Annotated in this window: 20 protein-coding genes; 13 read left to right on the top strand and 7 right to left on the bottom strand. The window is 68.5% G+C overall.

Going from position 1 to position 21,886, the window contains the following annotated elements; translation table 11 throughout:
• Nucleotides 1-5: 5 nt before the first annotated feature.
• The gene (locus AC5P5W_RS05600) at nucleotides 6-539 is read right to left on the bottom strand and encodes a hypothetical protein (protein ID WP_046431913.1); all 534 of its coding nucleotides are present in this window, start codon (nucleotides 537-539) and stop codon (nucleotides 6-8) included.
• Nucleotides 536-1,114 (bottom strand): sigma-70 family RNA polymerase sigma factor, encoded by a 579-nt coding sequence (locus AC5P5W_RS05595; protein ID WP_197575440.1) that lies wholly within the window; start codon nucleotides 1,112-1,114, stop codon nucleotides 536-538. The genes AC5P5W_RS05600 and AC5P5W_RS05595 overlap by 4 nt, the downstream gene beginning before the upstream one ends.
• Nucleotides 1,115-1,240: 126 nt before the next feature.
• Between AC5P5W_RS05595 and AC5P5W_RS05590 the strand changes: the two genes are divergently transcribed.
• Nucleotides 1,241-1,420: a hypothetical protein gene (locus tag AC5P5W_RS05590; RefSeq protein ID WP_197575442.1), complete on the top strand. Its 180-nt coding sequence runs from the start codon at nucleotides 1,241-1,243 to the stop codon at nucleotides 1,418-1,420.
• A gap of 35 nt (nucleotides 1,421-1,455) precedes the next feature.
• Nucleotides 1,456-2,049 carry a mechanosensitive ion channel family protein gene (locus tag AC5P5W_RS05585; RefSeq protein WP_014647973.1) on the top strand — a complete coding sequence of 198 codons (594 nt, stop codon included), beginning with the start codon at nucleotides 1,456-1,458 and terminating at the stop codon, nucleotides 2,047-2,049.
• Between the two features lie 540 nt (nucleotides 2,050-2,589).
• Here the strand turns inward: AC5P5W_RS05585 and AC5P5W_RS05580 are convergent.
• Together AC5P5W_RS05580 and AC5P5W_RS05575 are read right to left on the bottom strand one after the other, a co-directional pair.
• Nucleotides 2,590-2,856 (bottom strand): DksA/TraR family C4-type zinc finger protein, encoded by a 267-nt coding sequence (locus AC5P5W_RS05580; RefSeq protein ID WP_075077037.1) that lies wholly within the window; start codon nucleotides 2,854-2,856, stop codon nucleotides 2,590-2,592.
• Between the two features lie 170 nt (nucleotides 2,857-3,026).
• The gene (locus tag AC5P5W_RS05575; RefSeq protein ID WP_014647975.1) at nucleotides 3,027-3,584 is read right to left on the bottom strand and encodes a DUF2058 domain-containing protein; all 558 of its coding nucleotides are present in this window, start codon (nucleotides 3,582-3,584) and stop codon (nucleotides 3,027-3,029) included.
• 62 nt (nucleotides 3,585-3,646) lie between these two features.
• On the opposite strand from AC5P5W_RS05575, the gene AC5P5W_RS05570 reads away from it, so the two are divergent.
• From AC5P5W_RS05570 to AC5P5W_RS05560, 3 genes are all read left to right on the top strand, one after another.
• Nucleotides 3,647-4,147 (top strand): M48 metallopeptidase family protein, encoded by a 501-nt coding sequence (locus tag AC5P5W_RS05570; RefSeq protein ID WP_014647976.1) that lies wholly within the window; start codon nucleotides 3,647-3,649, stop codon nucleotides 4,145-4,147.
• 47 nt (nucleotides 4,148-4,194) lie between these two features.
• A complete protein-coding gene (locus AC5P5W_RS05565; RefSeq protein WP_046431915.1) occupies nucleotides 4,195-4,893 on the top strand; it encodes an RNA pseudouridine synthase in 699 nt (232 codons plus the stop codon).
• Between the two features lie 108 nt (nucleotides 4,894-5,001).
• The gene (locus tag AC5P5W_RS05560; RefSeq protein ID WP_197575445.1) at nucleotides 5,002-6,594 is read left to right on the top strand and encodes a phospholipase D-like domain-containing protein; all 1,593 of its coding nucleotides are present in this window, start codon (nucleotides 5,002-5,004) and stop codon (nucleotides 6,592-6,594) included.
• A 3-nt stretch (nucleotides 6,595-6,597) separates the two neighbouring features.
• Here AC5P5W_RS05560 and AC5P5W_RS05555 read toward each other — a convergent pair whose 3' ends face one another.
• Nucleotides 6,598-7,674 carry an HDOD domain-containing protein gene (locus AC5P5W_RS05555; RefSeq protein ID WP_053496355.1) on the bottom strand — a complete coding sequence of 359 codons (1,077 nt, stop codon included), beginning with the start codon at nucleotides 7,672-7,674 and terminating at the stop codon, nucleotides 6,598-6,600.
• A gap of 278 nt (nucleotides 7,675-7,952) precedes the next feature.
• Here AC5P5W_RS05555 and AC5P5W_RS05550 point away from each other — a divergent pair, with 278 nt between their 5' ends.
• Nucleotides 7,953-9,050 carry a Glu/Leu/Phe/Val dehydrogenase dimerization domain-containing protein gene (locus AC5P5W_RS05550; protein ID WP_008264553.1) on the top strand — a complete coding sequence of 366 codons (1,098 nt, stop codon included), beginning with the start codon at nucleotides 7,953-7,955 and terminating at the stop codon, nucleotides 9,048-9,050.
• Nucleotides 9,051-9,097: 47 nt separating this feature from the next.
• Here the strand turns inward: AC5P5W_RS05550 and AC5P5W_RS05545 are convergent, their stop codons facing one another.
• Entirely contained in the window at nucleotides 9,098-11,941 is a 2,844-nt protein-coding gene (locus AC5P5W_RS05545; RefSeq protein ID WP_049404702.1) for an autotransporter serine protease, read from the bottom strand.
• Between the two features lie 182 nt (nucleotides 11,942-12,123).
• Here AC5P5W_RS05545 and AC5P5W_RS05540 point away from each other — a divergent pair, with 182 nt between their 5' ends.
• The 3 genes from AC5P5W_RS05540 (at nucleotide 12,124) to AC5P5W_RS05530 (ending at nucleotide 14,332) form a co-directional block, all read left to right on the top strand.
• A complete protein-coding gene (locus AC5P5W_RS05540; RefSeq protein ID WP_014647981.1) occupies nucleotides 12,124-13,299 on the top strand; it encodes a thiolase family protein in 1,176 nt (391 codons plus the stop codon).
• Between the two features lie 124 nt (nucleotides 13,300-13,423).
• The gene (locus AC5P5W_RS05535; protein WP_005418203.1) at nucleotides 13,424-13,765 is read left to right on the top strand and encodes a hypothetical protein; all 342 of its coding nucleotides are present in this window, start codon (nucleotides 13,424-13,426) and stop codon (nucleotides 13,763-13,765) included.
• A 156-nt stretch (nucleotides 13,766-13,921) separates the two neighbouring features.
• Complete coding sequence (locus AC5P5W_RS05530) at nucleotides 13,922-14,332, top strand: hypothetical protein (protein ID WP_014647982.1); 411 nt, start codon at nucleotides 13,922-13,924, stop codon at nucleotides 14,330-14,332.
• A gap of 112 nt (nucleotides 14,333-14,444) precedes the next feature.
• On the opposite strand, the gene AC5P5W_RS05525 is transcribed toward AC5P5W_RS05530, so the two are convergent.
• Nucleotides 14,445-16,082, bottom strand: coding sequence for an acyl-CoA dehydrogenase family protein (locus AC5P5W_RS05525; RefSeq protein ID WP_197574748.1), 1,638 nt, complete (start codon nucleotides 16,080-16,082; stop codon nucleotides 14,445-14,447).
• Between the two features lie 113 nt (nucleotides 16,083-16,195).
• On the opposite strand from AC5P5W_RS05525, the gene AC5P5W_RS05520 reads away from it, so the two are divergent.
• The 4 genes from AC5P5W_RS05520 to pdeM are packed head-to-tail and all read left to right on the top strand — an operon-like array spanning nucleotide 16,196 to nucleotide 21,885.
• Complete coding sequence (locus tag AC5P5W_RS05520) at nucleotides 16,196-17,194, top strand: ligase-associated DNA damage response exonuclease (protein WP_046431930.1); 999 nt, start codon at nucleotides 16,196-16,198, stop codon at nucleotides 17,192-17,194.
• Nucleotides 17,191-18,798, top strand: a complete 1,608-nt coding sequence (locus AC5P5W_RS05515; protein WP_142235304.1) for an ATP-dependent DNA ligase — start codon at nucleotides 17,191-17,193, stop codon at nucleotides 18,796-18,798. Before AC5P5W_RS05520 ends, AC5P5W_RS05515 begins: the two co-directional genes overlap by 4 nt.
• Nucleotides 18,795-21,254, top strand: coding sequence for a ligase-associated DNA damage response DEXH box helicase (locus tag AC5P5W_RS05510; RefSeq protein ID WP_075077045.1), 2,460 nt, complete (start codon nucleotides 18,795-18,797; stop codon nucleotides 21,252-21,254). The genes AC5P5W_RS05515 and AC5P5W_RS05510 overlap by 4 nt, the downstream gene beginning before the upstream one ends.
• Nucleotides 21,244-21,885, top strand: a complete 642-nt coding sequence (gene pdeM / locus AC5P5W_RS05505) for a ligase-associated DNA damage response endonuclease PdeM (protein WP_069116204.1) — start codon at nucleotides 21,244-21,246, stop codon at nucleotides 21,883-21,885. Before AC5P5W_RS05510 ends, pdeM begins: the two co-directional genes overlap by 11 nt.
• Nucleotide 21,886: the final 1 nt, after the last annotated feature.

Below are 21,886 nucleotides of genomic sequence, written 5' to 3'. Positions count from 1 at the left end.
TCTCCTCAGGTCGTCAGGCCGGACTCGGCGGCATAGGCCGCCTGCCGGGTCAATTCCAGCCGCAACGCATAGGTGCGCTTGAGCTGGCCAAGCAGATGCGGCGCGCGTGGATCCTGCGCCAGCGCGGCCCGGATCTGTGCCGCGCTTTCATCGAGTTCGTGCAGCGCCGGCTGCCATTCCGGCGCCCGGCCTGCGGGCAACGAGGCCACTGCCTGCTGGTACTGCTCGGTCATCGCCGCGGCCTGCAGTTGCAGGGTAGACGGCACCGGCGCGTCCGGTTGCGCATGGCGCCACGGCGCCACCGCGTAGAGCGCCAGGCTTGCGGCCAGTGCGGCCCCCACCGGCAACCACCAGCGCCGGCGCGAACGCCCCGGCAGCACCACCACGTTGCCGGTCGGCGCAGGCGCCGCCTGTGGTTCACGCGGCGGCAGCTGCGCCGACAACCGCGCCCAGCCATCGGCGGGCAGGCCGCGTTCGGATGGCAGCGCGCGCAGTCGGGCCACCAGATCGTGGTCGGAATCGTGTTCGTGTGTACTCATGTCATGTCTCCCAGCCGTGCGCGCAACAGGCCGCGCGCACGATGCAACTGTGCCTTGGAGCTGCCGACGGCCATCTGCAGCTGCGCGGCGATCTCCTGGTGTTTCCAGCCCTCGATGTCATGCAGCACCAGTACCGCGCGCGCCCTCGGCGGCAGCGTCGCCAGCGCGCGCTCCAGGTCGCGCTCGGTACCGGCGCAGCGGTCGTGTACGGCCAGTTCCTGCAGTCCTCCGTCCACATCATCAAGACTGTCGTGGTCCTGCCCGGCGGCGCGCCCACGCAGTTCCATCAGCGCAGCGTTGACGCCCAGGCGATGCAGCCAGGTCGACAGGCTGCTCTCGAAACGGAACCCCGGCAGCGCCTTCCACGCCTGCAGGAAGGCTTCCTGCAAGGCGTCTTCGGCACGCGCTTGCTGGCCCCCGCACAGCCGCCACAGCACGGCGAACACGCGCGGTGCATGCCGCCGGTACAGCAGTTCATAGGCCGAGGTATCGCCGGCGGCGGCCGCCCGCACCAGGGCGGCTTCATCGACGGCGTCGTGGGCGGCAGGCGGCGCGGGCATGGTGGTGTCGAGCATATCGCTTGGATGCGGCGGCCCGGGAAAAGGTTTAGAGCCGGACGACGATCACTGCCGTGCAACCTTTTCGACACCTGCTGCATCCATGGAAGGTCCTTCGCGAAATTGCCGTCCAGGAGTCCTGCCATGTCCAGCCCAACCTGCGCCGCCCTGCTGGTGATCGCCGCCTGCGTCGTGCTGCAGGCACTGGGCCTGTCGCTGCAGCTGCACCCCGGTAACGGCCGTGCCTGCCTGCAACAGCACCGCCAGGCGCTGGTGTGCCTGGCCTGGGGCCCGGCGGTCGAATCCCCGGCACGCGCCGGGTAACATCGAAGGTCGTTATTGCCACCTGTTGTCGCCCCATGATGTTGTCGCTGAAGGATCACCTGCCGCCCTGGACCCACCCGTGGTTGAACTACGCCGGCGTCGCCCTGCAGATCGTAGGGGTGCTTCTGGTCGCGTGGCTCCTGCGCGTGCTCGCCCGGCGCCTGATCCGCCGCTTCGCCGAGCACTACACGTTGCCGCCCGAGATGGTGATGGGCGCGCGCCGGATCACCAGTTTCGTGGTCTATTTCAGTGCCCTGCTGTACATCCTCAGCCTGCTCGGCGCGAAGCCCTCGGTGCTGTGGACCGCGTTCACCGGCTTCGCGGCCGTGGGCGCGGTGGCCTTCTTCGCGGCCTGGAGCGTGCTGTCCAACATCTTCTGCACGCTGCTGATCTTCACCACCCGCCCGTTCCGCCTGCACGACTACATCGAGGTGCTGGAGAACGGCGAGAAGCCGGGCCTGAAGGGCCGGGTGATCGACGTGAACCTGATCTACACCACGCTGCAGGAGACCGGCGAGGGCCACGAGGGCACAGTGCTGCAGCTGCCGAACAACCTGTTCTTCCAGCGCACGGTACGGCGCTGGCGCGACCCGGCGCAGGCCCCCGGCGGCATCCAGGGCGACGGTTGAGGGTGGAGTTTTCGGCAGGGCTGCGCCCTGCACCTGCAGAGGCCGAAGCCGAAGCCGAAGCAAGATCAAGAGCGGCATTCCGTGGGATGGCGGGGCGGTGTGGGTGGTCAGGACACGCCGTAAACCCCCCTCCGGGGTCCGGCCCAGCCGCTGGCGGCTGTGCGTTCGGGCGCTTGCGAAGCAGTGCTTCGCAAGCAAAGCGCCCTCACCCCTGGGGGCTCGATGGCGCCATCCATGGCGCCAACGGTCCTGCCCACCCACACCGCCCCACCTCTGACAGATTCCGCGCGCTGTTGGTGGGTGCCGACCGTTGGTCGGCACATCTGTCAGATATCGATAGTCAAAATTGGATCCGACCCCGTGCTGACCAACGGTCGGCACCCACCATCAGCAGCAGGTTCCAACAGATCGCGGAAATCTGTCGAAGGCGGGGTGGGTCCGGTTGAGGGGGGGCCAGATCAGTGAGCGCCATGGATGGCGCCTTTGATGTTGACGTTGCTTCTGCAGGTGCAGGGCGCAGCCCTGCAATAAAACACCCCTTTACCTCAGCTGGCTGTCCTTGCTGCCACGCCGGTTGTACCCGGCATGCGCCTGGTCTTCGTCGTCCCGCGCCTGCTGGCACGCAACGCACAACCGCACACCAGGCACAGCCTGGCGCCGCGCCAACGGGATCGGCGCGTCGCATTCCTCACAGTGGTCCAGACCGGGGCCGTCGCGCAGCTGGCGCCGCGCGCGGGCGATCGCGTCGTCGACGGTGGCGTCGATCTGGTCCTGGACCGCGCCGTCTCCTGCCCAACCGGTGGCCATGGCTATCCTCCGCAGGTGTGTCGCCCGATATGGGGACGATACACCCCGGCAAAAAGGAAGGCCTTCATGTAGAGCCGAGCCATGCTCGGCTGCTCTTCAGGATGCCAAACAGAACGCCGACGGATCCGATCAGGCCGATTGCGGCTTAATCCCCTCCGTCCCCTTTTTGCTTACCAGACCAGGTCGTCGGGCACCTGGAACTGGGCGTAATAGGCGTCGTCTTCTGCGTTGCCGGTGGAGATCTCGGCGGTCGAGCCCGGCTGGCCGTGGTCGACGATGATTGCTTCGGGTGCGCGTTCACGCACCTTTTCGGCGGCGGCGCGGGGCAGCAACGCATAGCCCTCGCCGTGGGCGACGATGACCAGCACGCCCACCGACAGCGCCTTGCGCAGCTTGGGGTCGATCAGCAGGGTACGGATCGCTGCGCCATCGCTGAAGCGGTACTCGTCGTCGCCCTTGTGGGGTACGGCATGGGCCGTGATGATCTGCCTGGCCTGGGCCTTCTGTTCAGCCTGCCTGGCCTGGGCATTGCGTTCGGCGGCCAGTGCGCGGTCGCGCTCGACCTTCTCGGCGCGGGCACGTTCAGCCTCGCGCTGGACCTCGGCCGAGGTCGATTCGGCCTTGCCCTGGCGGGCCTTGGCCTGCTCGCGTGCGGCGGCGCTGGCCTGCGACTTCTTGGCCAGGCCGGCCTTGAGCAATTGTTCCTGCAGCGCGTTGGGCTTTGCCATGGTCGGTGCGTACCGCGTGTAATCTTGGATGCCCCATTCTACCGACGCCCCGCCGCCCCTGCATGGCAGTCCTGAAGTACCTCACCGGTTATCCCGAACCCCTGGTTGCCCAGGTCAGCGAGCTGCTGGCGCAGGGCAGGCTCGGCCCCTGGCTGCAGCAGCGCTACCCCGACCCGCACGAGGTGCGCAGCGACCGCCAGCTGTACGACTACACCCAGGAGCTGAAGGACCGTTACCTGCGCAAGTCGGTGCCGCTCAACAAGGTCTGCTACGACAATACGCTGGAAGTGATCAAGCACGCGCTGGGCACCCACACCGCCATCTCCCGCGTGCACGGCGGCCGCCTCAAGGCCAGCCGCGAGATCCGCATCGCGACCGTGTTCCGCCAGGCACCCGCGGCGTTCCTGCGCATGATCGTGGTGCATGAGCTGGCCCACCTGAAGGAAGCCGACCACAACAAGGCCTTCTACCAGCTGTGCCAGCACATGGAGCCGGACTACCTGCAGCTGGAGTTCGATACCCGCCTGTACCTGACCGAGCTGGCCAACCGCGGCCAGCGCTGACCGGCCGCAGCAGCTACACTGCGCGCCCCCTGCCCGACCTGCCTGCCATGGAACCGATCCGTCTCGACAAACGCCTGTCCGCCCTGCTCGGCATCCCGCGCGGCGAAGCGCGGCGCTACATCGAAGGCGGCTGGGTCACGGTCAACGGCGACGTGGTGGAACAGCCGCAGCGCCCGGTCGATGGCAGCGCGGTGATCGTGGTGGCCGAACAGGCCAGCGATGAAAAGGCCGAGCGGGTCAGCATGCTGCTGCACAAGCCGGCCGGTGTCGCCGCCGAAACCCTGTGTGCCCTGGTCAGCAGTGACAGCCGCAGCGAACTTGATGCCAGCGACATCCGCCCGTTGCAGCGTCACTTCCACGGCCTGCAGCTGGCCGCCTCGCTGCCGGCCAGCGACAGCGGGCTGGTGGTGGTCAGCCAGGATCCGGCCACGCTGGCCCACCTGCAGCGCAACCTGGGCCGTACCGAGCAGGAATACCTGATCGAAGTGGCCGAAGGCGGTCCCGAGCGCGGGCCGTGGCTGATGGCGCGGCTGCAGCAGGAATCGGGCGGCGCCAAGGTCAGCTGGCAGAGCGAGCAGCGCCTGCGCTTCGCCGGCAAGGGCCTGACGGCCAAGGGGCTGCGTGTGGCGGTCAGCGCCGCCGGCCTGCAGGTCACGGCCGTGCGCCGCCTGCGTATCGGACGCGTGGCGCTGGGGCCGCTGCCGCCGGGGCAGTGGCGCTACCTGGGCAGCGACGAGCGGTTCTGAGGTGTGCGGGTCAGGGCCCTTTCCCGTGGAGAGGGATCCGGGGGTCGGATCCCGTGCCGAAGGCAGGGGCTCTGACCCCCTGTCGATCCTGCAGGCATTCCTTCACGCATGGCGTGGCTCTACCATCGGGGCATGAGCCTGCCCAAGCCGCTGTGGCGACGCCTGCTGCGTGTTGCTGCGGTCATCCTCGCCGTGCTGGTGCTGCTGGTCCTGTCCGGGCTGCTGCTGGCCGACCATCTCACGCCGCAGGCGCATGGCGCGCCTTCGCACGTGCTGCCGCTGCAGCCGGCACAGACCCGCATCGACCAGCAGATCGTGCCGCTGCAGGCGGCCCATCCCGGCCAGTCGGGCGTGGCCTTCCTCAGCGATGGCATGGATGCCTTCGCCGCCCGCGCGATGATCACCACCCAGGCCGGCCGCAGCCTGGACCTGCAGTACTACATCTGGCACGACGACCTGATCGGCCACCTGATGGCCAAGGCGCTGTACGACGCCGCCGAGCGCGGCGTGCGCGTGCGCATCCTGCTCGATGACATGAATGCCAAGGACAAGGACGCGCTGATGATGGCGCTCGATGCCCATCCGAACATCGAGATCCGCCTGTACAACCCGTTCCGCAACCGGACCGGCATCCTGCGCATGGTGGAGATGGTGCAGCGCTTCTTCAGCGTGAACCACCGCATGCACAACAAGAGCTGGATCGCCGATGGCCGCGTCGCAATCGTCGGTGGCCGCAACATCGGCGAGGAGTACTTCAGCGCGCGCACCGACGTGAACTTCCAGGATCTGGACCTGCTGGTCGCCGGCCCCGCCGTGGAGCAGGCCAACCGGATCTTCGACGACTACTGGAACAGCGAAACCGCCATCCCGGTATCCGCGCTTGCCTTCCATACCGACGCACAACTGCGCCTGCTGGTGCGCGAATCGGACCACGAGGCGCAGCGGGACGTGGCCCGCCCCTACCTTGCGCGCGTGGCCGAATCACGCCAGCGGCAGCGCCCGAGCCCCGAGCCGTTGCACTGGAGCGGTGCCGTGCGCATCGTGTCGGACCCGCCGATGAAGCACCGCAGGGATGATCGCGCCACCTGGCTGGTGTCGACCCTGATCAGCGAGCTGCAGGCCGCCCGGCACAAGGCCCTGTTGATCTCGCCCTACTTCGTGCCCGGCAACGAGGGCCTCGATGGCTTTTCGGCAATGGCCGGGCGGGGCGTGCAGGTGGGCGTGGTCACCAACTCGCTGGCCGCCAACGACGTCGCCGCCGTGCACGGGGGCTACATGGGCTACCGCGTGCCACTGCTGGAAGCCGGCGTCCACCTGTACGAGCTGAAGGCACAGGGTCAGTCGGGCGATGCCGGCGTGTTCGGCAGCAGCGGCGCGAGCCTGCACACCAAGGCATTCCTGATCGATGACCGCCGCGGTTTCGTCGGCTCCTTCAATCTGGACCCGCGCTCGGCCTACCTGAACACTGAAATGGGTGTGCTGTTCGACGATCCGGTGCTGGGTACACAGCTGCGGGACGAATACCTGCGCCTGGCTGACCCCAGGCACAGCTGGTGGCTGGCACTGGACGACCGCCGCCGGTTGCGCTGGCTGGAGCGCGAACCGCCCCCCCACTGGGTGGAGGCCGAGCCAGGGGCAACGGCGCGCAAGCGCTGGTTGTCGCGGGTGATCAGCTGGCTGCCGGTGGAATCGCAGCTGTAGCGCTCAGGACGCCGGAGCGGCCTCATCCTGTCCGGCCTCATCCAGCGTTTCCACGTTGCGCCCATGCAGGCGCCGCCAGATCCAGCGCAATGCATGCGGCGGTGCCGAGGGCAGCTGCTCCAGCAGGGCCAGCATGCGGCTCTGGCTGGCATGCCCATGGCGGCACAACAGGCTGGCCGCTGCGGCCGCGCTCGCCAGGCGCAGGCTGTCGGCCAACGATCCTTCCGCATCCACCGCCAAGGCCTGGTGAACCGGCTCAGGCAACTCCCATGCGGCAGCGACCCGCTGCGCCAGCGGCAACGACCACTGCTGCAACAGCTGCAGGGCCAACGCCGGCTCCACGGGCTCGCCACGGGCCTGTGCCTCCTGCAGCAGCTGGCGCATCACCAGCGCCGCACCCAGCCCCTGCACCAGGCCCAGCCACTGCGCGGCGAAGGCATCGCCGAAGGTGACCGTGCGTGCGTGGTCGGCCGCTGCACGCGATGCCAGCAGTGCGTGCTCCCAGATGATCGCGCTGAACTGCGGGAACACCTCGCATTGCACCTGCATCACCGGCTGCACCAGTACCGCACTGATGATCTGGCGCACGCCCTCGGTGCCGACCAGGGTCACCGCCCGCTGCAGGCTCTCTACCGGGCGCTCGTGGACCTTGTAGGCCGGGCTGTTGGCGATGCGCAGCAGGTTGCCGGTCAGCACCGGGTCCTGGCCGATGATCGCGGCCATCACCCGGGCCGAGGCGGCATCGTCGTTGACGGTCTGGATCAGCTGCGGCAGCAGCTGCGGCCGGCGGGGCAGCTGCCTGGCCGCCCAGTCGCGGTCCTGCAGCGCGCGCGCCACCGCCTCGCCCAGGCCTGGGTCCTGCACCGGCGTTGGCTCGCCGGCCAGCCGTGGGTACAACGCAAGCGCATGCAGCCCGCGTTGCAGGTGAGCGGCGATCTCCGGCGACGGCAGCGCCTCGCCCTGCAGGCTTGCGGCTGCGGCGGCCACCGCCTGGCGGGATGCGGCAACCAGCCGCGCCGGTGCCGTCCCGGTCGAACGTGTCAGCCAGCCGCGCAGCGATCGCCACCATGCCGCTGTCATCGCCGCCCGCCCTGTCGTTGTGATGCCCTTGCCGTCACTGACCGCCCTGCCTCTTCACGCCCATCCGGCCACCCGCCGTCGTCGCAGCATCGGCCGCACTTTCATCTTCTTTAACCTGACGGCCGCCGACGTCGACGGCAACGGCCGGGCGAATGGACTAGAATGGCGCCGCGCGACCCGTCCCCCAGCCATGACGACGTCGCTTTTTTTGTTTTGGGACCCTACCGTTCACTGGCCGTTCGCTGCAGTTCGCCGCTGTTCGCGCCATCGGAGACGCCATGCTATTCGAAACCCTCGCCACCACCGGCCACGAACAAGTGGTGTTCTGCCACAACCACGATGCCGGCCTGAAGGCGATCATCGCCATTCACAACACCACCCTGGGCCCGGCCCTGGGCGGCGTGCGCATGCGCCCCTACGCCAGCACCGACGAGGCACTGGCCGACGTGCTGCGGCTGAGCCGGACGATGACCTACAAGAATGCGCTGGCCGGCCTCAACGTCGGTGGCGGCAAGGCGGTGATCATCGGCGACCCGAAGGTGGACAAGACCGAGGTGCTGTTCCGCGCCTTCGGCCGTTACGTCGACTCGCTGGGCGGCCGCTACATCACCGCCGAAGACGTCGGCACCGACGTCAACGACATGGAGAACATCTACCTGGAGAGCCAGTTCGTGACCGGCGTGCACCAGGTCCATGGCGGCTCCGGCGATCCGGCCCCGTTCACCGCCTACGGTGCGCTGCAGGCGCTGATGGCGGCGATGCGCTTCAAGTTCGGCCACGAGGAAGTGGGCAAGACCAGCATCGCGGTGCAGGGCCTGGGCCACATCGGCATGGAGCTGGTGAAACTGCTGCGCGACCGCGGTGCCAAGCTGTATGTCACCGACCTGGACAGCGCACTGGTTGATCGCGCGGTCAGCGATTTCGGCGCCGAAGCGGTCAAGCCCGACGAGATCCACGAAGTGAACGCCGACGTGTTCGCACCGTGCGCGCTGGAAGGCGCCATCAACGCCGACACCCTGCCGCGGATCAAGGCCAAGATCATCTGCGGTACCGCCAACAACCAGCTGTCGAGCCTGGAAATCGGCGATGAACTGCACGCGCGCGGCATCCTGTATGCGCCGGACTATGCGGTCAACGCTGGCGGCGTGATGAACGTGTCGCTGGAGATCGATGGCTACAACCGCGAACGCGCGATGCGCCTGATCCGCAGCATCTATCACAACCTCACCCGCATCTTCGAACTGTCGCAGCGCGAGAACATCGCGCCGCAGCGTGCGGCCGACCGCATCGCCGAAAGCCGCATCCTGTCGATCGGCAAGCTGAAGATGCCGCTGGGCCGCAGCACCCCGCGCCTGGGCAACCTGCGCGGCGGCTGAGCCTGCCGATGTCGCGCCGGAGCTGACGTCCCGGCGCGACCTCCCGCTCAGAACCCGGTGCTGTAGCGCAGCGCCGCCTGGCGCGCGCCCTCGCCACCGACGCGCTGGTCGAAGCCCAGGCTCAGGCGGCCATTGCGGCCCCACCACGACTCCAGCGCCACGCCGAACAGCGCACTGCCACGCGGTGCGTCCCATCCCGCCAGGGGTGCCCAGGCATCGACACCAACGAAGCTGGCCTGCCAGTCCGCATCGGCACCGTCGAGCCGTTGCTGCCACTCGGCGTGCCCGCGCAGCGTCCAGCGCCCCCAGCCGCGCTCGCCGCGGATACCGGCCAGCATCTGGCTGCGCTGCACGCGGTTGGCGTCGCCACGCAGGCCGAAGCCGAAACCACCCAGCTCATTGAAGGCATCGGTATCCACGCGCGTGGTGCTGGCACCCAGATACGGTGTCAACGACGCGCCCGCGCGGCCAAAACGATAGCCGCCTTCGACGCTGGCACTGCTGAAGCGTCCGCCGTAACGTGCGGAAACACCATAGGCACCGGCGCCCAGCAGCAACTGGCGATCCAGCGCACGGGTGAACTGGCCGCTGCCGACCTGCGCCAGCGCATAGCCCCGGCCCAGGTTCCAACCGGCGTACAACTGTGCCTGCGCCTGGCGATCACGCCCACGATCGCCGCCGAAGCTGCTGCCACCATTGCTGCGGGTCTCGCCAAAGGCCACGCCCATCAGCCCATTGCTGCCCAGCGGCAGGTCCTGGCCGGCCATCCAGCCACGGCTGTCGGCGGCATTGCCGGCAAAACTGCCCTGCCCGGCCTCACCGAGCGCGCTCTGCCAGGCCCCGCGCAGGCGCGGCGCCGCCTGCACGCGATCGAAGCGCTCGGCGATCGCACGGCGCGACATGTCGATGCTGTCGAAGGTGGCCGACTCGGCCCGCGCATGCGCCTGCCCGGACAGGCTCTGCAGGCTGGCTGCCAGGCCCTCGCTGCCACCGCCGGTCCACTGCAGCGCACCGGCCGCCGTGCCGAAGGCCGAGCCCTGCAGCGCAGGACTGCCATCGAGTGCGCTGAACGCACCTTCCAGTCGTTGCGCCGCGGACTGCGCCGAGGCCGCGAGCCCGGTCGCCGCCGCCGTCACGCTCACCTGGGTCAGGTTCAACCAGGCAGTGTTGCTGTCATAGCCATAGCTGCTCTGCAGCAGCGACAGGCCCTGCAGGCCGCTGGAGGAGGCCGGGCTGCTGAAGGTGCCGCTCAGGCCACCGGCCGCATGGACCAGGTCCTGGCGGCTGCCGTTCTGCGGCACGTAGCCGGAGACGAAGCCATGCACGCGCACGCCACCATTGATCGAGGCCGTGCCGGTCACCTGCAGCGCATTGGCACCGAGCGCGATCATCAACTGGCCACCCGCCTGCTGCGTGTAGTTGCCCTCGATGGTGCCGGTGGTGCTGCCGGTGGTCAGGAACACGCTGCTGCCGTTGACCACGTTGCCGATCACGCGCGGCGTGCCGCCATTGAACTGCAGGCCGGTCGAATCCGGGTCGGGCTGGCCGAGGATGGTCACGTTGGAACGGATGACACCGCCGTTCTGCAGCGACAGGATGCCGCGTTCGATGCGGGTGGCGCCGCTGTAGCTGTTGTTGCCTGCGAGCACCAGGGTGCCCCCGCCCTGCTTGACCAGGCCGCCGCTGCCGACGATGTCGTTGCTCCACAGCGAGCCGCTCGATGGCGCATCGACATTGGCCACTACATCACCCCAGTCGAAGCGGCCCGGGCCCTTGATCGCCCGCGAGATGTCGAGCAGGCCGTAGCCGAACACCGCATCCACGCCGGGCGCGCCGATGTCCTTGGCCGTGCCCAGCAGGGTCTGCCGCACCAGGTTGTTGTCGAAGTACGGGTAGCGCTGCCAGACCAGCGCGGCGGCGCCGGAGATCAACGGGGCGGCGAAGGACGTCCCGTAGTTCCAGTAGTAGGTGCTGCCATTGGCATCGGGATAGACCGCGCTGCCCGGCGCCGCCAGGCAATAGCGCGCCGCCTGCCCGCAGGCATTGGCGTAGCTGGCCAGCGTGCCCGGTGCATAGGGATCCACTGCGGTCGCCACCAGCCAACCGCGCTCCAGGTCGGCCGCCGGCAGCGAGCCGGCAACGCCCAGCTGGCTGGGCAGGGCGGCCAGGCTGCTCGGTTCGGTGCGCGCATCGTTGCCGGCCGCGAACACCACCAGGCCGCCATGGTTGATGACGAACGGACGGTACTCGGCCGCCACCTGCGCGGTGGTCGGCAGGTCGGTCCAGTACAGGCCGCCCCACGAGTTGTTCATCACCTTCACGTTGTAGCTGATCAGGTCCTGGTGGACCTGCGCCACGCCCAGCGGACCGCTGAAGGAATTGCCCTTGCCGCTGCCGTCATCGACCGGCGGCTTGTCGGCGATGATCCGCGCCGAAACGATCTGCGCACCGGGGGCGATGCCGCCCGGCCAGGTTCCCACCGGCGCGCCGGCGGCCAGGCTGGCTACCGCCGTGCCGTGGCCCACCACGTCGTCCACCAGCAGGTTGTTGCGCGCCGGATCAATGTAGTTGAGGTTGCCCACCACCCGCCCGTTCAATGCCGCTGCGTTGCGCTGCACGCCCGAGTCGACGATGCCGATGCGCACGCCCTGCCCGGTCAGGCCGACGGCCTGTGCGGCACGCGCATTGGTCACTGACAGGTGCGCGTCGAAGGCCGGTTCCTGCGGCTTGGCCGGAGGCGGTGCCGTCGGAGGGGGCGTCGTTGGGGGTGTGGGGGTGGTCGGAGGGGGATCGATGCGGACGTTGCCGCCGCCTCCGCCGCCGCCACATGCCGTCATTGCCATCGCCAGCGCCGTTGCCAGCGCGGACCTAACCATCGTCGTGCGTTCCATCGATTCCTTCCCATGAACGTTGACCTGCCTACATCCCGGCAGGCGTGCGGTGCCGCCCAGCGGCGGCCCTCCCCGACCCTCTATACTTGGGCCGACCCCCACGCAGTCTGCCGGGAAACCGGGGCGCTTCCAACGTCCGCGGTCTCCTTTCCGAACATTGCTTACGCATCAACGAGATTGCCATGTCCAACATCGTCATCGCCGCCGCCAAGCGCACCGCCATCGGCTCCTTCCTCGGCCAGTTCAACGGCGTGCCGACCCCCACCCTCGGCGCGGCCGCCATCGCTGCCGCCCTGGAACAGTCGGGCGTACCGGCCAGCGACGTCTCCGAGGTCCTCATGGGCTGCGTGCTGCCGGCCAACCTCGGCCAGGCGCCCGCCCGCCAGGCGGCGATCGCCGCCGGCATTCCGCTGTCGACCGGCGCCACCACCCTCAACAAGGTGTGCGGCTCGGGCATGAAGACCATCATGCTCGGCCATGACCTGATCAAGGCCGGTTCGGCCAGCATCGTGGTCGCCGGTGGCATGGAATCGATGTCCAACGCCCCGCACCTGCTGCCGAACTCGCGTACCGGCAACCGCTTCGGCAACTTCCAGGCGGTCGACCACATGGCCCACGACGGCCTGGTCAACGCCTATGACGGCAAGGCCATGGGCGAATTCGCCGAATGCGCCGTGGACAAGTACCAGTTCAGCCGCGAGGAGCAGGACGCCTACGCGATCGAATCGGTCAAGCGCGCGCAGGCCGCACAGGCCAACGGTGCGTTCGCCGACGAGATCGTCGCGGTGAAGGTAGCCACCCGCAAGGGTGACGTCGAGGTCGCCACCGACGAGCAGCCGGGGCGCTCGGATATCGCCAAGATCCCGACCCTGCGTCCGGCCTTCAAGAAGGACGGCAGCGTCACCGCCGCCAGTTCCTCCAGCATCTCCGACGGCGCCGCCGCGGTGGTCCTGCTGACCGAGGAAGACGCGGCCGCCCGTGGCATCACTCCGCTGGCCCGCATCGTCGGCCACGCCACCCATTCGCAGGAACCGGAGTGGTTCACCACCGCCCCGATCGGCGCGATCCACACGCTGCTGGCCAAGACCGGCTGGTCGCTGGACCAGATCGACCTGTTCGAGATCAACGAGGCCTTTGCCGTGGTGGCAATGGCGCCGATGCGTGAGCTGGGCATCCCGCACGACAAGCTGAACGTGAATGGCGGTGCCTGCGCGCTGGGTCATCCCATCGGTGCCTCCGGTGCACGCCTGGTGGTGACCCTGGTCAACGCCCTGCGCACGCGCGGTGGCAAGCGCGGCATTGCCACCCTGTGCATCGGTGGCGGCGAAGCAACGGCAATCGCCATCGAATTGATTTAAAAAGATTTAACGATGATTTCGCAAAAATGAATGCGGGATCGCTTGACACCCAATCTTGGCTTGTCATCATGTTGTCGGCGCGCAGCATGCGCGTTGCCTAATTCTAACGACGAGGATTTACACAATGAGCATCAACAAGCTGCTGGTCGCGATGTCCCTGGCTCTGGCCCTGGCCGCCTGCTCGAAGCAGGAAGCTGCCCAGGACGCCGCTGCTTCGGCCAACGAAGCCGCCACCGAAGCCCAGGCTGCTGCCGACCAGGCCGCCGCTGCCGGCGCCCAGACCGCCGACGCTGCCCAGCAGGCTGCCAACACCGCCGCCACCGCTGCTGACGCTGCGACCGACGCTGCTGCCAACACCGCTGCTGCCGCGACCGACGCTGCTGCTGGCGAAGCCAAGGACGCTGCCAAGGCTGCCGAAGCTACCGCTGAGCAGGCCAAGGACGCTGCTGAAGAAGCCAAGAAGTAATAACTTCTTTCTTCACGCTGTTCCGAAAAAGCCGCTGGTTCGCCAGCGGCTTTTTCTTTGCGCCACTGCCACCTCGCGGCGCGGGCATCGCGACCCCGCCTTCACAACGGCATGAATAGGCTGGCGTCCCCATCCATTGCAGTACCGGAGACCGCCATGAAGATTCGCCCGATCACCACCACCCTGCTGGCCGCCTCCCTGCTGCTGGCCCTGGCCGCCTGCAAGGGCCCGGAAGCCGAACAGGCCAAGCAGGACGCGCAGCAGGCCGCTGACAGCGCCGGCGCGGCTGCCCGCGATGCCGTCGACAAGGCGGCAGAAGCTACCCGTGACGCCGCCGACAAGACCGCTGCAGCCTCCGAGCAGGCCGCCGCCGATACCCAGCAGGCGCTGGACAAGGCGGCAGACGCCACCGCCAACGCTGCCGACAAGGCCAAGGACGCCGCAACCGACGCCGCCGCACACGCCAGCGACGCGACTGCCAACGCCGCACAGAAGGTGGCCGACAAGGCCCGCGATGTTGCCAATGACGCGAAGGCGAACGCCGCCAAGGAAGAAGCCAAGCACTGAGGCGTACCGGCAGCCAGGCATGGGCCCGGCGCTACAGGAAAAGCCGCGGCACTGCCGCGGCTTTTCTGCTTTTCGCTTTGCGTTTTTTCCGTTGATTCCGTGGTGGGCGCTCCTACGGCAGCGCGCGCACCAGCATCGCCGACAGATCCACGCCCGTCGGCAGGGTCCCGAACACCAGCCCATGCTCCGCTTGCAGCCGGCTGCGCACGAACGCCTCTGCCATCGGACTTTGCGCACGCAACAGCAGCGCGGCCTGCAACAACAGCACTGTGCGCTCGCAGAACAGCCGCGCCTGCGACTCATCCGGTGGCGGTGCTGCTGCCCACCGCTGCAAAGCCGCTGCGTAGCGCGCATCACGATCGGCCACCGCCGCCAGTTCAGCGCGCAGCGCCGCCAGCGCCTCCGGTTCGCGCGCCAGCGCGCGCAGCACGTCCAGACACTGGATGTTGCCGCTTCCTTCCCAGATCGAATTCAACGGTGCCTGCCGGTACAGCCGCGGCAGCATCGATTCCTCCACATAGCCCGCTCCGCCCAGGCATTCCTGTGCTTCATTGACGAAGGCCGGCGCGCGCTTGCACAACCAGTACTTGCCCAGCGCCGTCCCCACACGCGCCAATGCGGCTTCGTTGGCATCCACGCCGGCCCGGTCCACCGCACGCGCGATGCGCATCGACAGCACTGTGGCCGCTTCCGACTCCAGTGCCAGGTCGGCCAGCACATTGGTCATCAACGGGTGCTCGACCAGCAGCTTGCCGAACGTGCGGCGATGACGTGCGTGATGCAGCGCCTGCGCCAGCGCCATGCGCATTTCCGCCGCCGCGCCCAGCATGCAGTCCAGGCGGGTCATCATCACCATGCCGATGATGGTGGCCACGCCCCGCCCCTCCTCGCCCACGCGCCACGCCTGTGCCCCGCAGAACTCGACTTCGCTGGAGGCATTGGCCCAATCGCCAAGCTTGTCCTTCAAGCGCATCAACCGGAATGCGTTGCGGTCGCCGTCGGCCAGCCGGCGCGGCATCAGCAGGCAGGTCAGTCCTCCCGGCGCCTGCGCCAGCACCAGGAAGCCATCGCACATCGGTGCGGAAAAGAACCACTTGTGACCGACCAGGCGATAGCGCTGGCCATCGATCGGTTCAGCGCGCGTGCTGTTGGCGCGCACATCCGAGCCTCCCTGCTTCTCGGTCATGCCCATGCCCAGCGTGATGCCGGCCTTGTCCGCCACCGGTACATCGCGCGGGTCATAGACCGGCGCTGCGGCCTTGCGCGCCCACTCGGCCAGGTGCGGCTGCGTGTGCAGCACTGCAACTGCCGCATGGGTCATCGTCAACGGGCAACTGGTGCCAGCCTCGGCCTGGTGGTGCAGGTAGCTCAACACCGCGCGCGCGACGTGCCCGCCCGGTTGCGGCTCGTGCCAGGACAACCCGGCGACCCCGTGCGATTTCGCTGTGCCCATCAACTGGTGATAGGCCGGATGGAACTCCACCGTATCGATGCGATGGCCCTGCGCATCATGCGTGCGCAGGCGCGGCCGATCGCGGTTGGCATCGAAGCCGAGCCGGTACAGTTCGTCACCCGCCAGCGCGCCATAGACCGCCAGCCGCGGCGCAAAGCCGCCAGCGCCTTCGCGCTGCACCGCCTCCATCAGCGCCACGTCATCGGTCCACAACTGGCGCCCCGCGAACGACGGCGGCTGGTTCAGCACCACATGGGTTTCGTAGGGCGCATTGCTGCTGAAGCTGGGTCCACTCATCCGGTCCGTCCTGGCGGCAAGAGATCTGCGGTTCGATTGTGCCGCATCGCCTGCCAAGCCCGTGTTCAGGCCGATTCTCACCCTGTGCACGAGCGGCCGGCCACAGTGACCGCATGGCAGTCAATGACGATCTGGTGGTCCTGCGCCCCGAAGGGCTGTACTGCGCCGCCGGTGATTTCCACATCGATCCCTGGCGACCGGTCCCGCGCGCGGTCATCACCCATGGCCACGGCGATCACGCACGCCCGGGCATGGGCGAATACCACTGCAGCGACGGCAGCCTGCCGATCCTGCGCTGGCGCCTGGGCGATGTGCCGGTGCAGGCGCATGCCGAGGGCGTGCCGTTCCGCCTGGGCCGGGTGCAGGTATCGCTGCATCCCGCCGGCCATGTACTGGGGTCTTCGCAGGTGCGCATCGACGACGGGCAGCAGGTCTGGGTGGCGTCCGGCGACTACAAGCGCCAGCCTGATCCAACCTGTGCGCCGTTCGAAGTGGTGCCCTGCGATACCTTCATCACCGAGGCCACCTTTGCCCTGCCGATCTATCGTTGGCCGGACACGCCCACCGTCGCTGCGGAGATCGTGGCGTGGCGCCGCGAATGCGAACAGCGCGGCGAAGCTGCCATCCTGCTGTGCTATGCACTGGGCAAGGCGCAGCGGGTACTGGCCGAACTGCTGCCGCTGGACGATCGCCCGGCCTGGCTGCACGGTGCCATCGCCAATGGTGTGGAGGTGTATCGGCAGGCCAACGTGCCAATGCTGGAGACGCTGGCGGTGGCCGAGCAGGGTCGCCAGCCGGATGCCGCCGGCCAGTTGATCCTCGCCCCGCCCTCGGCCGCCGGCACGCCGTGGATGCGCCGCTTCGGCCGCTACCAGCTGGGCTTCGCCTCGGGCTGGATGCAGCTGCGCGGCAACCGGCGTCGCCGCAACGTCGATCGTGGCTTCGTCATTTCCGATCACGCCGATTGGCCCGCACTGCTGCAGACCATCGAACAGACCGGCGCGCAGCGGGTGATCGCCACCCATGGCAATACCGATGCGTTGATTCCCTTCCTGCGCGAGCGCGGCGTAGCGGCTGAAGCCTTCCGTACCGATTTCGGGAGCGAGGAATGAAGGCCTTCGCGGCGCTCTACCAGCGCCTGGACCGCAGCACCGCCACGCTGGACAAGCGTGCGGCATTGATCGATTACTTCCGCCAGGCAGGCGCGCACGATGCGGCGTGGGCGCTGTACCTGCTCAGCGGTGGCAAGGTGGGCGGCGCACGCCGCAAGATCGCCGCCAGTGGCGAACTGCGCGCCTGGATTGCCGAAGAATCCGGCTTGCCGCCATGGCTGGTGGAAGATAGCTATGCGCAGGTCGGTGACCTGGCCGAAACGTTGACCCTGCTGCTGGATGATCCATCCCAGCCGGCCGCTGACCGTGCGTTGGCGGATTGGATCGAACAGCATCTGCTGGCGGTGGCCAACCAGCCCGAAGCGGTACGCCGTGCGGCGGTCGTCGCGGGCTGGCAGCAGCTGTGCAGCAGCGAACGCCTGGTGTTCAACAAGCTGCTGACCGGCGCCCTGCGCGTTGGCGTCTCGCAGCGGCTGGTGCAGCAGGCACTGGCGGAGTGGTCCGGCCTGGACATCGCGCGCATCGCCCAGCGCATGCTGGGCGAGTGGGTGCCCTCGCCCGCACTGCTGGGCCAGCTGCTGTCGCCGGATGAGCTGCCACTGGACCGGCAGCAACCCTACCCGTTCTTCCTCGCCTCGCCACTGGAAGGCGATCCTGCCGAACGCCTCGGCCCCATCGAAGATTGGCTGCTGGAATGGAAGTGGGATGGCATCCGCCTGCAGCTGCTGCGCCGGCGCGGCGAGGTCGCATTGTGGTCACGCGGCGAAGAGCGGCTGGATGGTCGCTTCCCCGAAATCGAACAGGCGGCGATGGCGCTTCCCGATGGCTGCGTGCTGGACGGAGAGCTGCTGGCCTGGGACGAAGCCACGGACCTGCCGCGTGCATTCACCGCGCTGCAGACCCGCATCCAGCGCCGCAAGCCCGGTGCGGCTACCCTGCGCAACACGCCGGTGCGCGTGCTCGCCTATGACCTGCTGGAACACGATGGCGCGGACCTGCGTGAGTTGCCGTTGCGGGAACGGCGTGCACGGCTTGCCGACGTCGTCGGTGCCCTGGGTGATGCACGGATCCAGCTCTCACCCGACGTTGCCGCCGAAGACTGGCTGCAGGCGGCGGCGATGCGCGATGTGGCACGCGAACGTGGCGTGGAAGGGCTGATGCTGAAACGTCGTGCCTCGCCCTACCAGGCCGGGCGACGCCGCGGTGACTGGTGGAAATGGAAGGTCGATCCGCTCACCATCGATGCAGTGCTCCTGTACGCGCAGGCTGGCCATGGGCGGCGCAGCACGTTGTACACCGACTACACCTTCGGCGTCTGGGACGGCGACACGCTGGTACCGGTGGCCAAGGCCTATTCGGGCCTGGATGACAAGGAGATCCTCGCGCTTGATCGCTGGATCCGCGCCAATACCCGCGAGCGCTTTGGCCCGGTGCGCAGCGTACGCCCCGAACACGTCTTCGAACTGGGCTTCGAGGCGGTCAACCGCAGCAGCCGGCACAAGTCCGGTATCGCCGTACGCTTTCCACGCATCCTGCGCTGGCGCCACGACAAGCCAGCCAGCGAGGCCGATCAGCTGGCTACCCTGCAGGCGCTGGCGCGATGAACCGCAGCCAGGCACTACGCCGGCTGGAAGACTGGTTCGCGTCGAAAGGCTGGCGCTCGTTGCCGTTCCAGCGCGCGATGTGGCGGCACTATCTCGCCGGCGGATCCGGGTTGCTGCACACGCCCACAGGCAGCGGCAAGACACTGGCGATGTTCGGGGGACCGCTGCTGCAGGCCATGATCGACCCACCGCCTTCGCCCCGCCGCGCCAGTGCGGTACGCCCGCTGCAGGTGCTGTGGGTGACGCCCTTGCGCGCGTTGGCCAGCGACACCGCGCGTGCGCTGCAGGCCGTGGTCGATGGGTTGCAGCTTGGATGGCGTGTCGGCCTGCGCAGCGGTGACGCCAGCAACCGCGAACGACGACAGGCACGCGAGGGCCGCATCGACGTACTGGTCACGACGCCGGAATCGCTGGCGCTGCTGTTGAGCTATCCGGATACGCTGCCGCGCATGCGCCAGCTGCGCTGCGTGGTGGTGGACGAATGGCACGAACTGCTGGGCAACAAGCGCGGTGTCCTGCTGCAGTTGAATCTGGCCGTGCTGCGCGATGCCGCGCCTGCATTGCAGCTGTGGGGGCTGTCGGCCACGCTGGGCAATCTGGATGAGGCGCGCGACGTGCTGCTGCCCGGACAGCCCGACGCGCCGATCGTGCAGGGCGTGCGCCCGCGTGCGACCACGGTGCGCAGCCTGCTGCCCGAACCCGGTGAACGCTTTCCCTGGGCCGGGCACCTGGGCCTGGCCCAACTGCCGCGGGTGCTGGACGCATTGATGCAGGCACGCAGCAGCCTGCTCTTCACCAACACCCGTGCACAGGCAGAACTGTGGCATCAGGCGCTGGCGTCGGTTTGGCCCGAGGAACACGACACGCTTGCGCTGCACCACGGTTCGCTGGATCCGGCGCTGCGCCAGCAGGTGGAGGACGGGCTGCGTGCAGGAACGCTGCGCTGCGTGGTCGCCACCTCCAGCCTCGACCTCGGCGTGGACTTTCCCGAGGTCGAACAGGTACTGCAGCTGGGCAGCCCGAAGGGCGTCGCCCGCCTGCGCCAGCGCGCCGGACGTGCGCGCCATCGTCCCGGTGCCAGTGGCGCGATCCTCTGCGTGCCGAGCCATGCGCTGGAACTGGCCGAGTACGCAGCCGTGCGTCGCGCACTGGCCGAAGGCGTGGTCGAAGCACGCAGGCCGCCGATGCTGTCGCTGGACGTTCTGGCCCAGCATGCGGTCAGCCGTGCCCTGGCCGGTGGCTTCCACGGTGATGCGCTGCTGGCGCAGGTCCGGCGCACCCATGCGTTCGCATCCCTGGCCGAGGACCAGTGGCAGGCCGTGCTGACTTTCATCGTGCAGGGGGGCCAGGCCCTGGCCCAGTACCCTGACTTCCACAAGGTCGTGCAGGACGCCGATGGCCGCTACCGGATGCACGACCGGCGCCAGGCACTACGCCACCGGCTGTCGATCGGCACCATCAGCAGCGATGGCAGCGTGCGCGTGCAGTTCCTGCGCGGGGCCGGCCTCGGCGCCGTGGAGGAACAGTTCGCCAGCCGCCTGCGCCGCGGAGACCGCTTCCAGTTCGCCGGGCGCCTGCTGGAGCTGGTGCAGCTGCGCGACATGACCGCCTTCGTGCGGCTGGCACGAGGGCGCGGTGAAGGTGTCGTGCCCCGCTGGCAGGGAGGCCAGCTGCCGCTGTCGATGGCACTCGGCGGCGAACTGGAGTCGGTGCTGTCAGGCGCCGACGACAGTGCGGAAGCGCGCTGGCTGGCACCGCTGCTGGCACTTCAGCAGCAGGTGTCGGCGCTTCCCGGCCCGGACCACGTGCTGCTGGAGGACGTACGCCGCCGCGAAGGCCAGTTCCTCTTCGTCTATCCCTTCGCCGGACGCCACGTGCACGAGGCGCTGGCCGCCCTGTTGGCACTGCGCTGCACCCGCCAGCAACGCAACAGCATCGGCTATGCCGTGAATGATCACGGCCTGGTGCTGGCACCGGCGCAGGCGATCGACCTGGACGCGGCGCAATGGCATGCGTTGTTCACCACCGATCAACTGCTGGACGATCTGCGTGCGGCGGTGAACCTGGGCGAGCTTGCGCGGCGCCAGTTCCGTGGCATCGCGCGCGTCGCAGGCCTGCTGGTACCCAGCCTGCCGGGGGGTATGCCGCGATCGCTGCGCCAGCTGCAGGCCTCGGCGGGCCTGCTGTATGACGTATTGCGCGAGCATGACCCCGAGCACCTGCTGCTGGCGCTGGCCGAACGCGAAGTGCTGCATGACAGCCTTGACCTGCCGGGGCTACGCCAGGTGCTGGTCCGGATCGGCGCGCGACGCATGTCGATGCAGCGCCCTGCATCGCTGACGCCCCTGGGCTTTCCACTGTGGGCCGAACGCCTGCGCGGACAGTTCAGCAACGAGGACTGGCGTACCCGCGTGCAACGCGCGGCCCAGCAGCTGGAACGTCGCCATGGCCGATGAAATACCGCTGCTGCTTGCCGGCGAACCGGTGACCCTGGCGGGGGCACGCGCACTCTACTGGCCGGCGCGGCAGGCGCTGCTGATCGCGGACCTGCACCTGGGCAAGGCCGATGTGTTCCGCCGCGCCGGCATCGCGCTGCCCAGCGGCGGAACCGGCGAAGACCTGCAACGCCTGCAGGGTCTGCTGGACAGGCACGCCTGCCGCGAACTGTGGATCCTGGGCGACATCCTGCATGGGCCGGCGCATCGCGCCGCCTGGTACCAGCAATGGCTCGGCTGGCGCGAACGCAACACCGCACTGGACGTGCATGTCCTGCGCGGAAATCATGACCGGCAGCTACCGCATGCCCAGCTGCAGGTGCATATCCACGAGGAGGTGCGGCTGGCGCCCTTCCTGCTGCGCCATGAACCGTGCGCAGACCCGGCGTGGCACGTGGTCGCAGGCCACCTGCATCCGCAGGTCGCACTGCCCGCATTGCGCCGGCGCTTCCCGGCCTTCTGGCTGCGCGAGCGGATGACGGTCCTGCCGGCCTTTTCCGCGTTCACCGCCGGAATCGTGCCTGCTCCCGCCAGCGGCGAACAGATGATCGCCTGCGTGGAAAACGGCCTGGTGGAACTGCCAGTGGCTTGAA

This window comes from Stenotrophomonas sp. YJH_SMC_123, from assembly GCF_059368215.1.
This window is presented reverse-complemented; position numbering and strand designations above follow the sequence as displayed.

Bases quoted from the DNA above. Each gene is read 5' to 3' on its own strand.
- AC5P5W_RS05545 (WP_049404702.1), bottom strand. From the start codon at position 11,941: ATGGAACGCACGACGATGGTTAGGTCCGCGCTGGCAACGGCGCTGGCG.
- AC5P5W_RS05530 (WP_014647982.1), top strand. From the start codon at position 13,922: ATGAAGATTCGCCCGATCACCACCACCCTGCTGGCCGCCTCCCTGCTG.
- AC5P5W_RS05525 (WP_197574748.1), bottom strand. From the start codon at position 16,082: ATGAGTGGACCCAGCTTCAGCAGCAATGCGCCCTACGAAACCCATGTG.
- AC5P5W_RS05550 (WP_008264553.1), top strand. From the start codon at position 7,953: ATGCTATTCGAAACCCTCGCCACCACCGGCCACGAACAAGTGGTGTTC.
- AC5P5W_RS05560 (WP_197575445.1), top strand. From the start codon at position 5,002: ATGGCGTGGCTCTACCATCGGGGCATGAGCCTGCCCAAGCCGCTGTGG.
- pdeM (WP_069116204.1), top strand. From the start codon at position 21,244: ATGGCCGATGAAATACCGCTGCTGCTTGCCGGCGAACCGGTGACCCTG.
- AC5P5W_RS05585 (WP_014647973.1), top strand. From the start codon at position 1,456: ATGATGTTGTCGCTGAAGGATCACCTGCCGCCCTGGACCCACCCGTGG.
- AC5P5W_RS05555 (WP_053496355.1), bottom strand. From the start codon at position 7,674: ATGACAGCGGCATGGTGGCGATCGCTGCGCGGCTGGCTGACACGTTCG.
- AC5P5W_RS05510 (WP_075077045.1), top strand. From the start codon at position 18,795: ATGAACCGCAGCCAGGCACTACGCCGGCTGGAAGACTGGTTCGCGTCG.
- AC5P5W_RS05515 (WP_142235304.1), top strand. From the start codon at position 17,191: ATGAAGGCCTTCGCGGCGCTCTACCAGCGCCTGGACCGCAGCACCGCC.
- AC5P5W_RS05600 (WP_046431913.1), bottom strand. From the start codon at position 539: ATGAGTACACACGAACACGATTCCGACCACGATCTGGTGGCCCGACTG.
- AC5P5W_RS05580 (WP_075077037.1), bottom strand. From the start codon at position 2,856: ATGGCCACCGGTTGGGCAGGAGACGGCGCGGTCCAGGACCAGATCGAC.
- AC5P5W_RS05590 (WP_197575442.1), top strand. From the start codon at position 1,241: ATGTCCAGCCCAACCTGCGCCGCCCTGCTGGTGATCGCCGCCTGCGTC.
- AC5P5W_RS05535 (WP_005418203.1), top strand. From the start codon at position 13,424: ATGAGCATCAACAAGCTGCTGGTCGCGATGTCCCTGGCTCTGGCCCTG.
- AC5P5W_RS05565 (WP_046431915.1), top strand. From the start codon at position 4,195: ATGGAACCGATCCGTCTCGACAAACGCCTGTCCGCCCTGCTCGGCATC.
- AC5P5W_RS05520 (WP_046431930.1), top strand. From the start codon at position 16,196: ATGGCAGTCAATGACGATCTGGTGGTCCTGCGCCCCGAAGGGCTGTAC.
- AC5P5W_RS05575 (WP_014647975.1), bottom strand. From the start codon at position 3,584: ATGGCAAAGCCCAACGCGCTGCAGGAACAATTGCTCAAGGCCGGCCTG.
- AC5P5W_RS05540 (WP_014647981.1), top strand. From the start codon at position 12,124: ATGTCCAACATCGTCATCGCCGCCGCCAAGCGCACCGCCATCGGCTCC.
- AC5P5W_RS05570 (WP_014647976.1), top strand. From the start codon at position 3,647: ATGGCAGTCCTGAAGTACCTCACCGGTTATCCCGAACCCCTGGTTGCC.
- AC5P5W_RS05595 (WP_197575440.1), bottom strand. From the start codon at position 1,114: ATGCTCGACACCACCATGCCCGCGCCGCCTGCCGCCCACGACGCCGTC.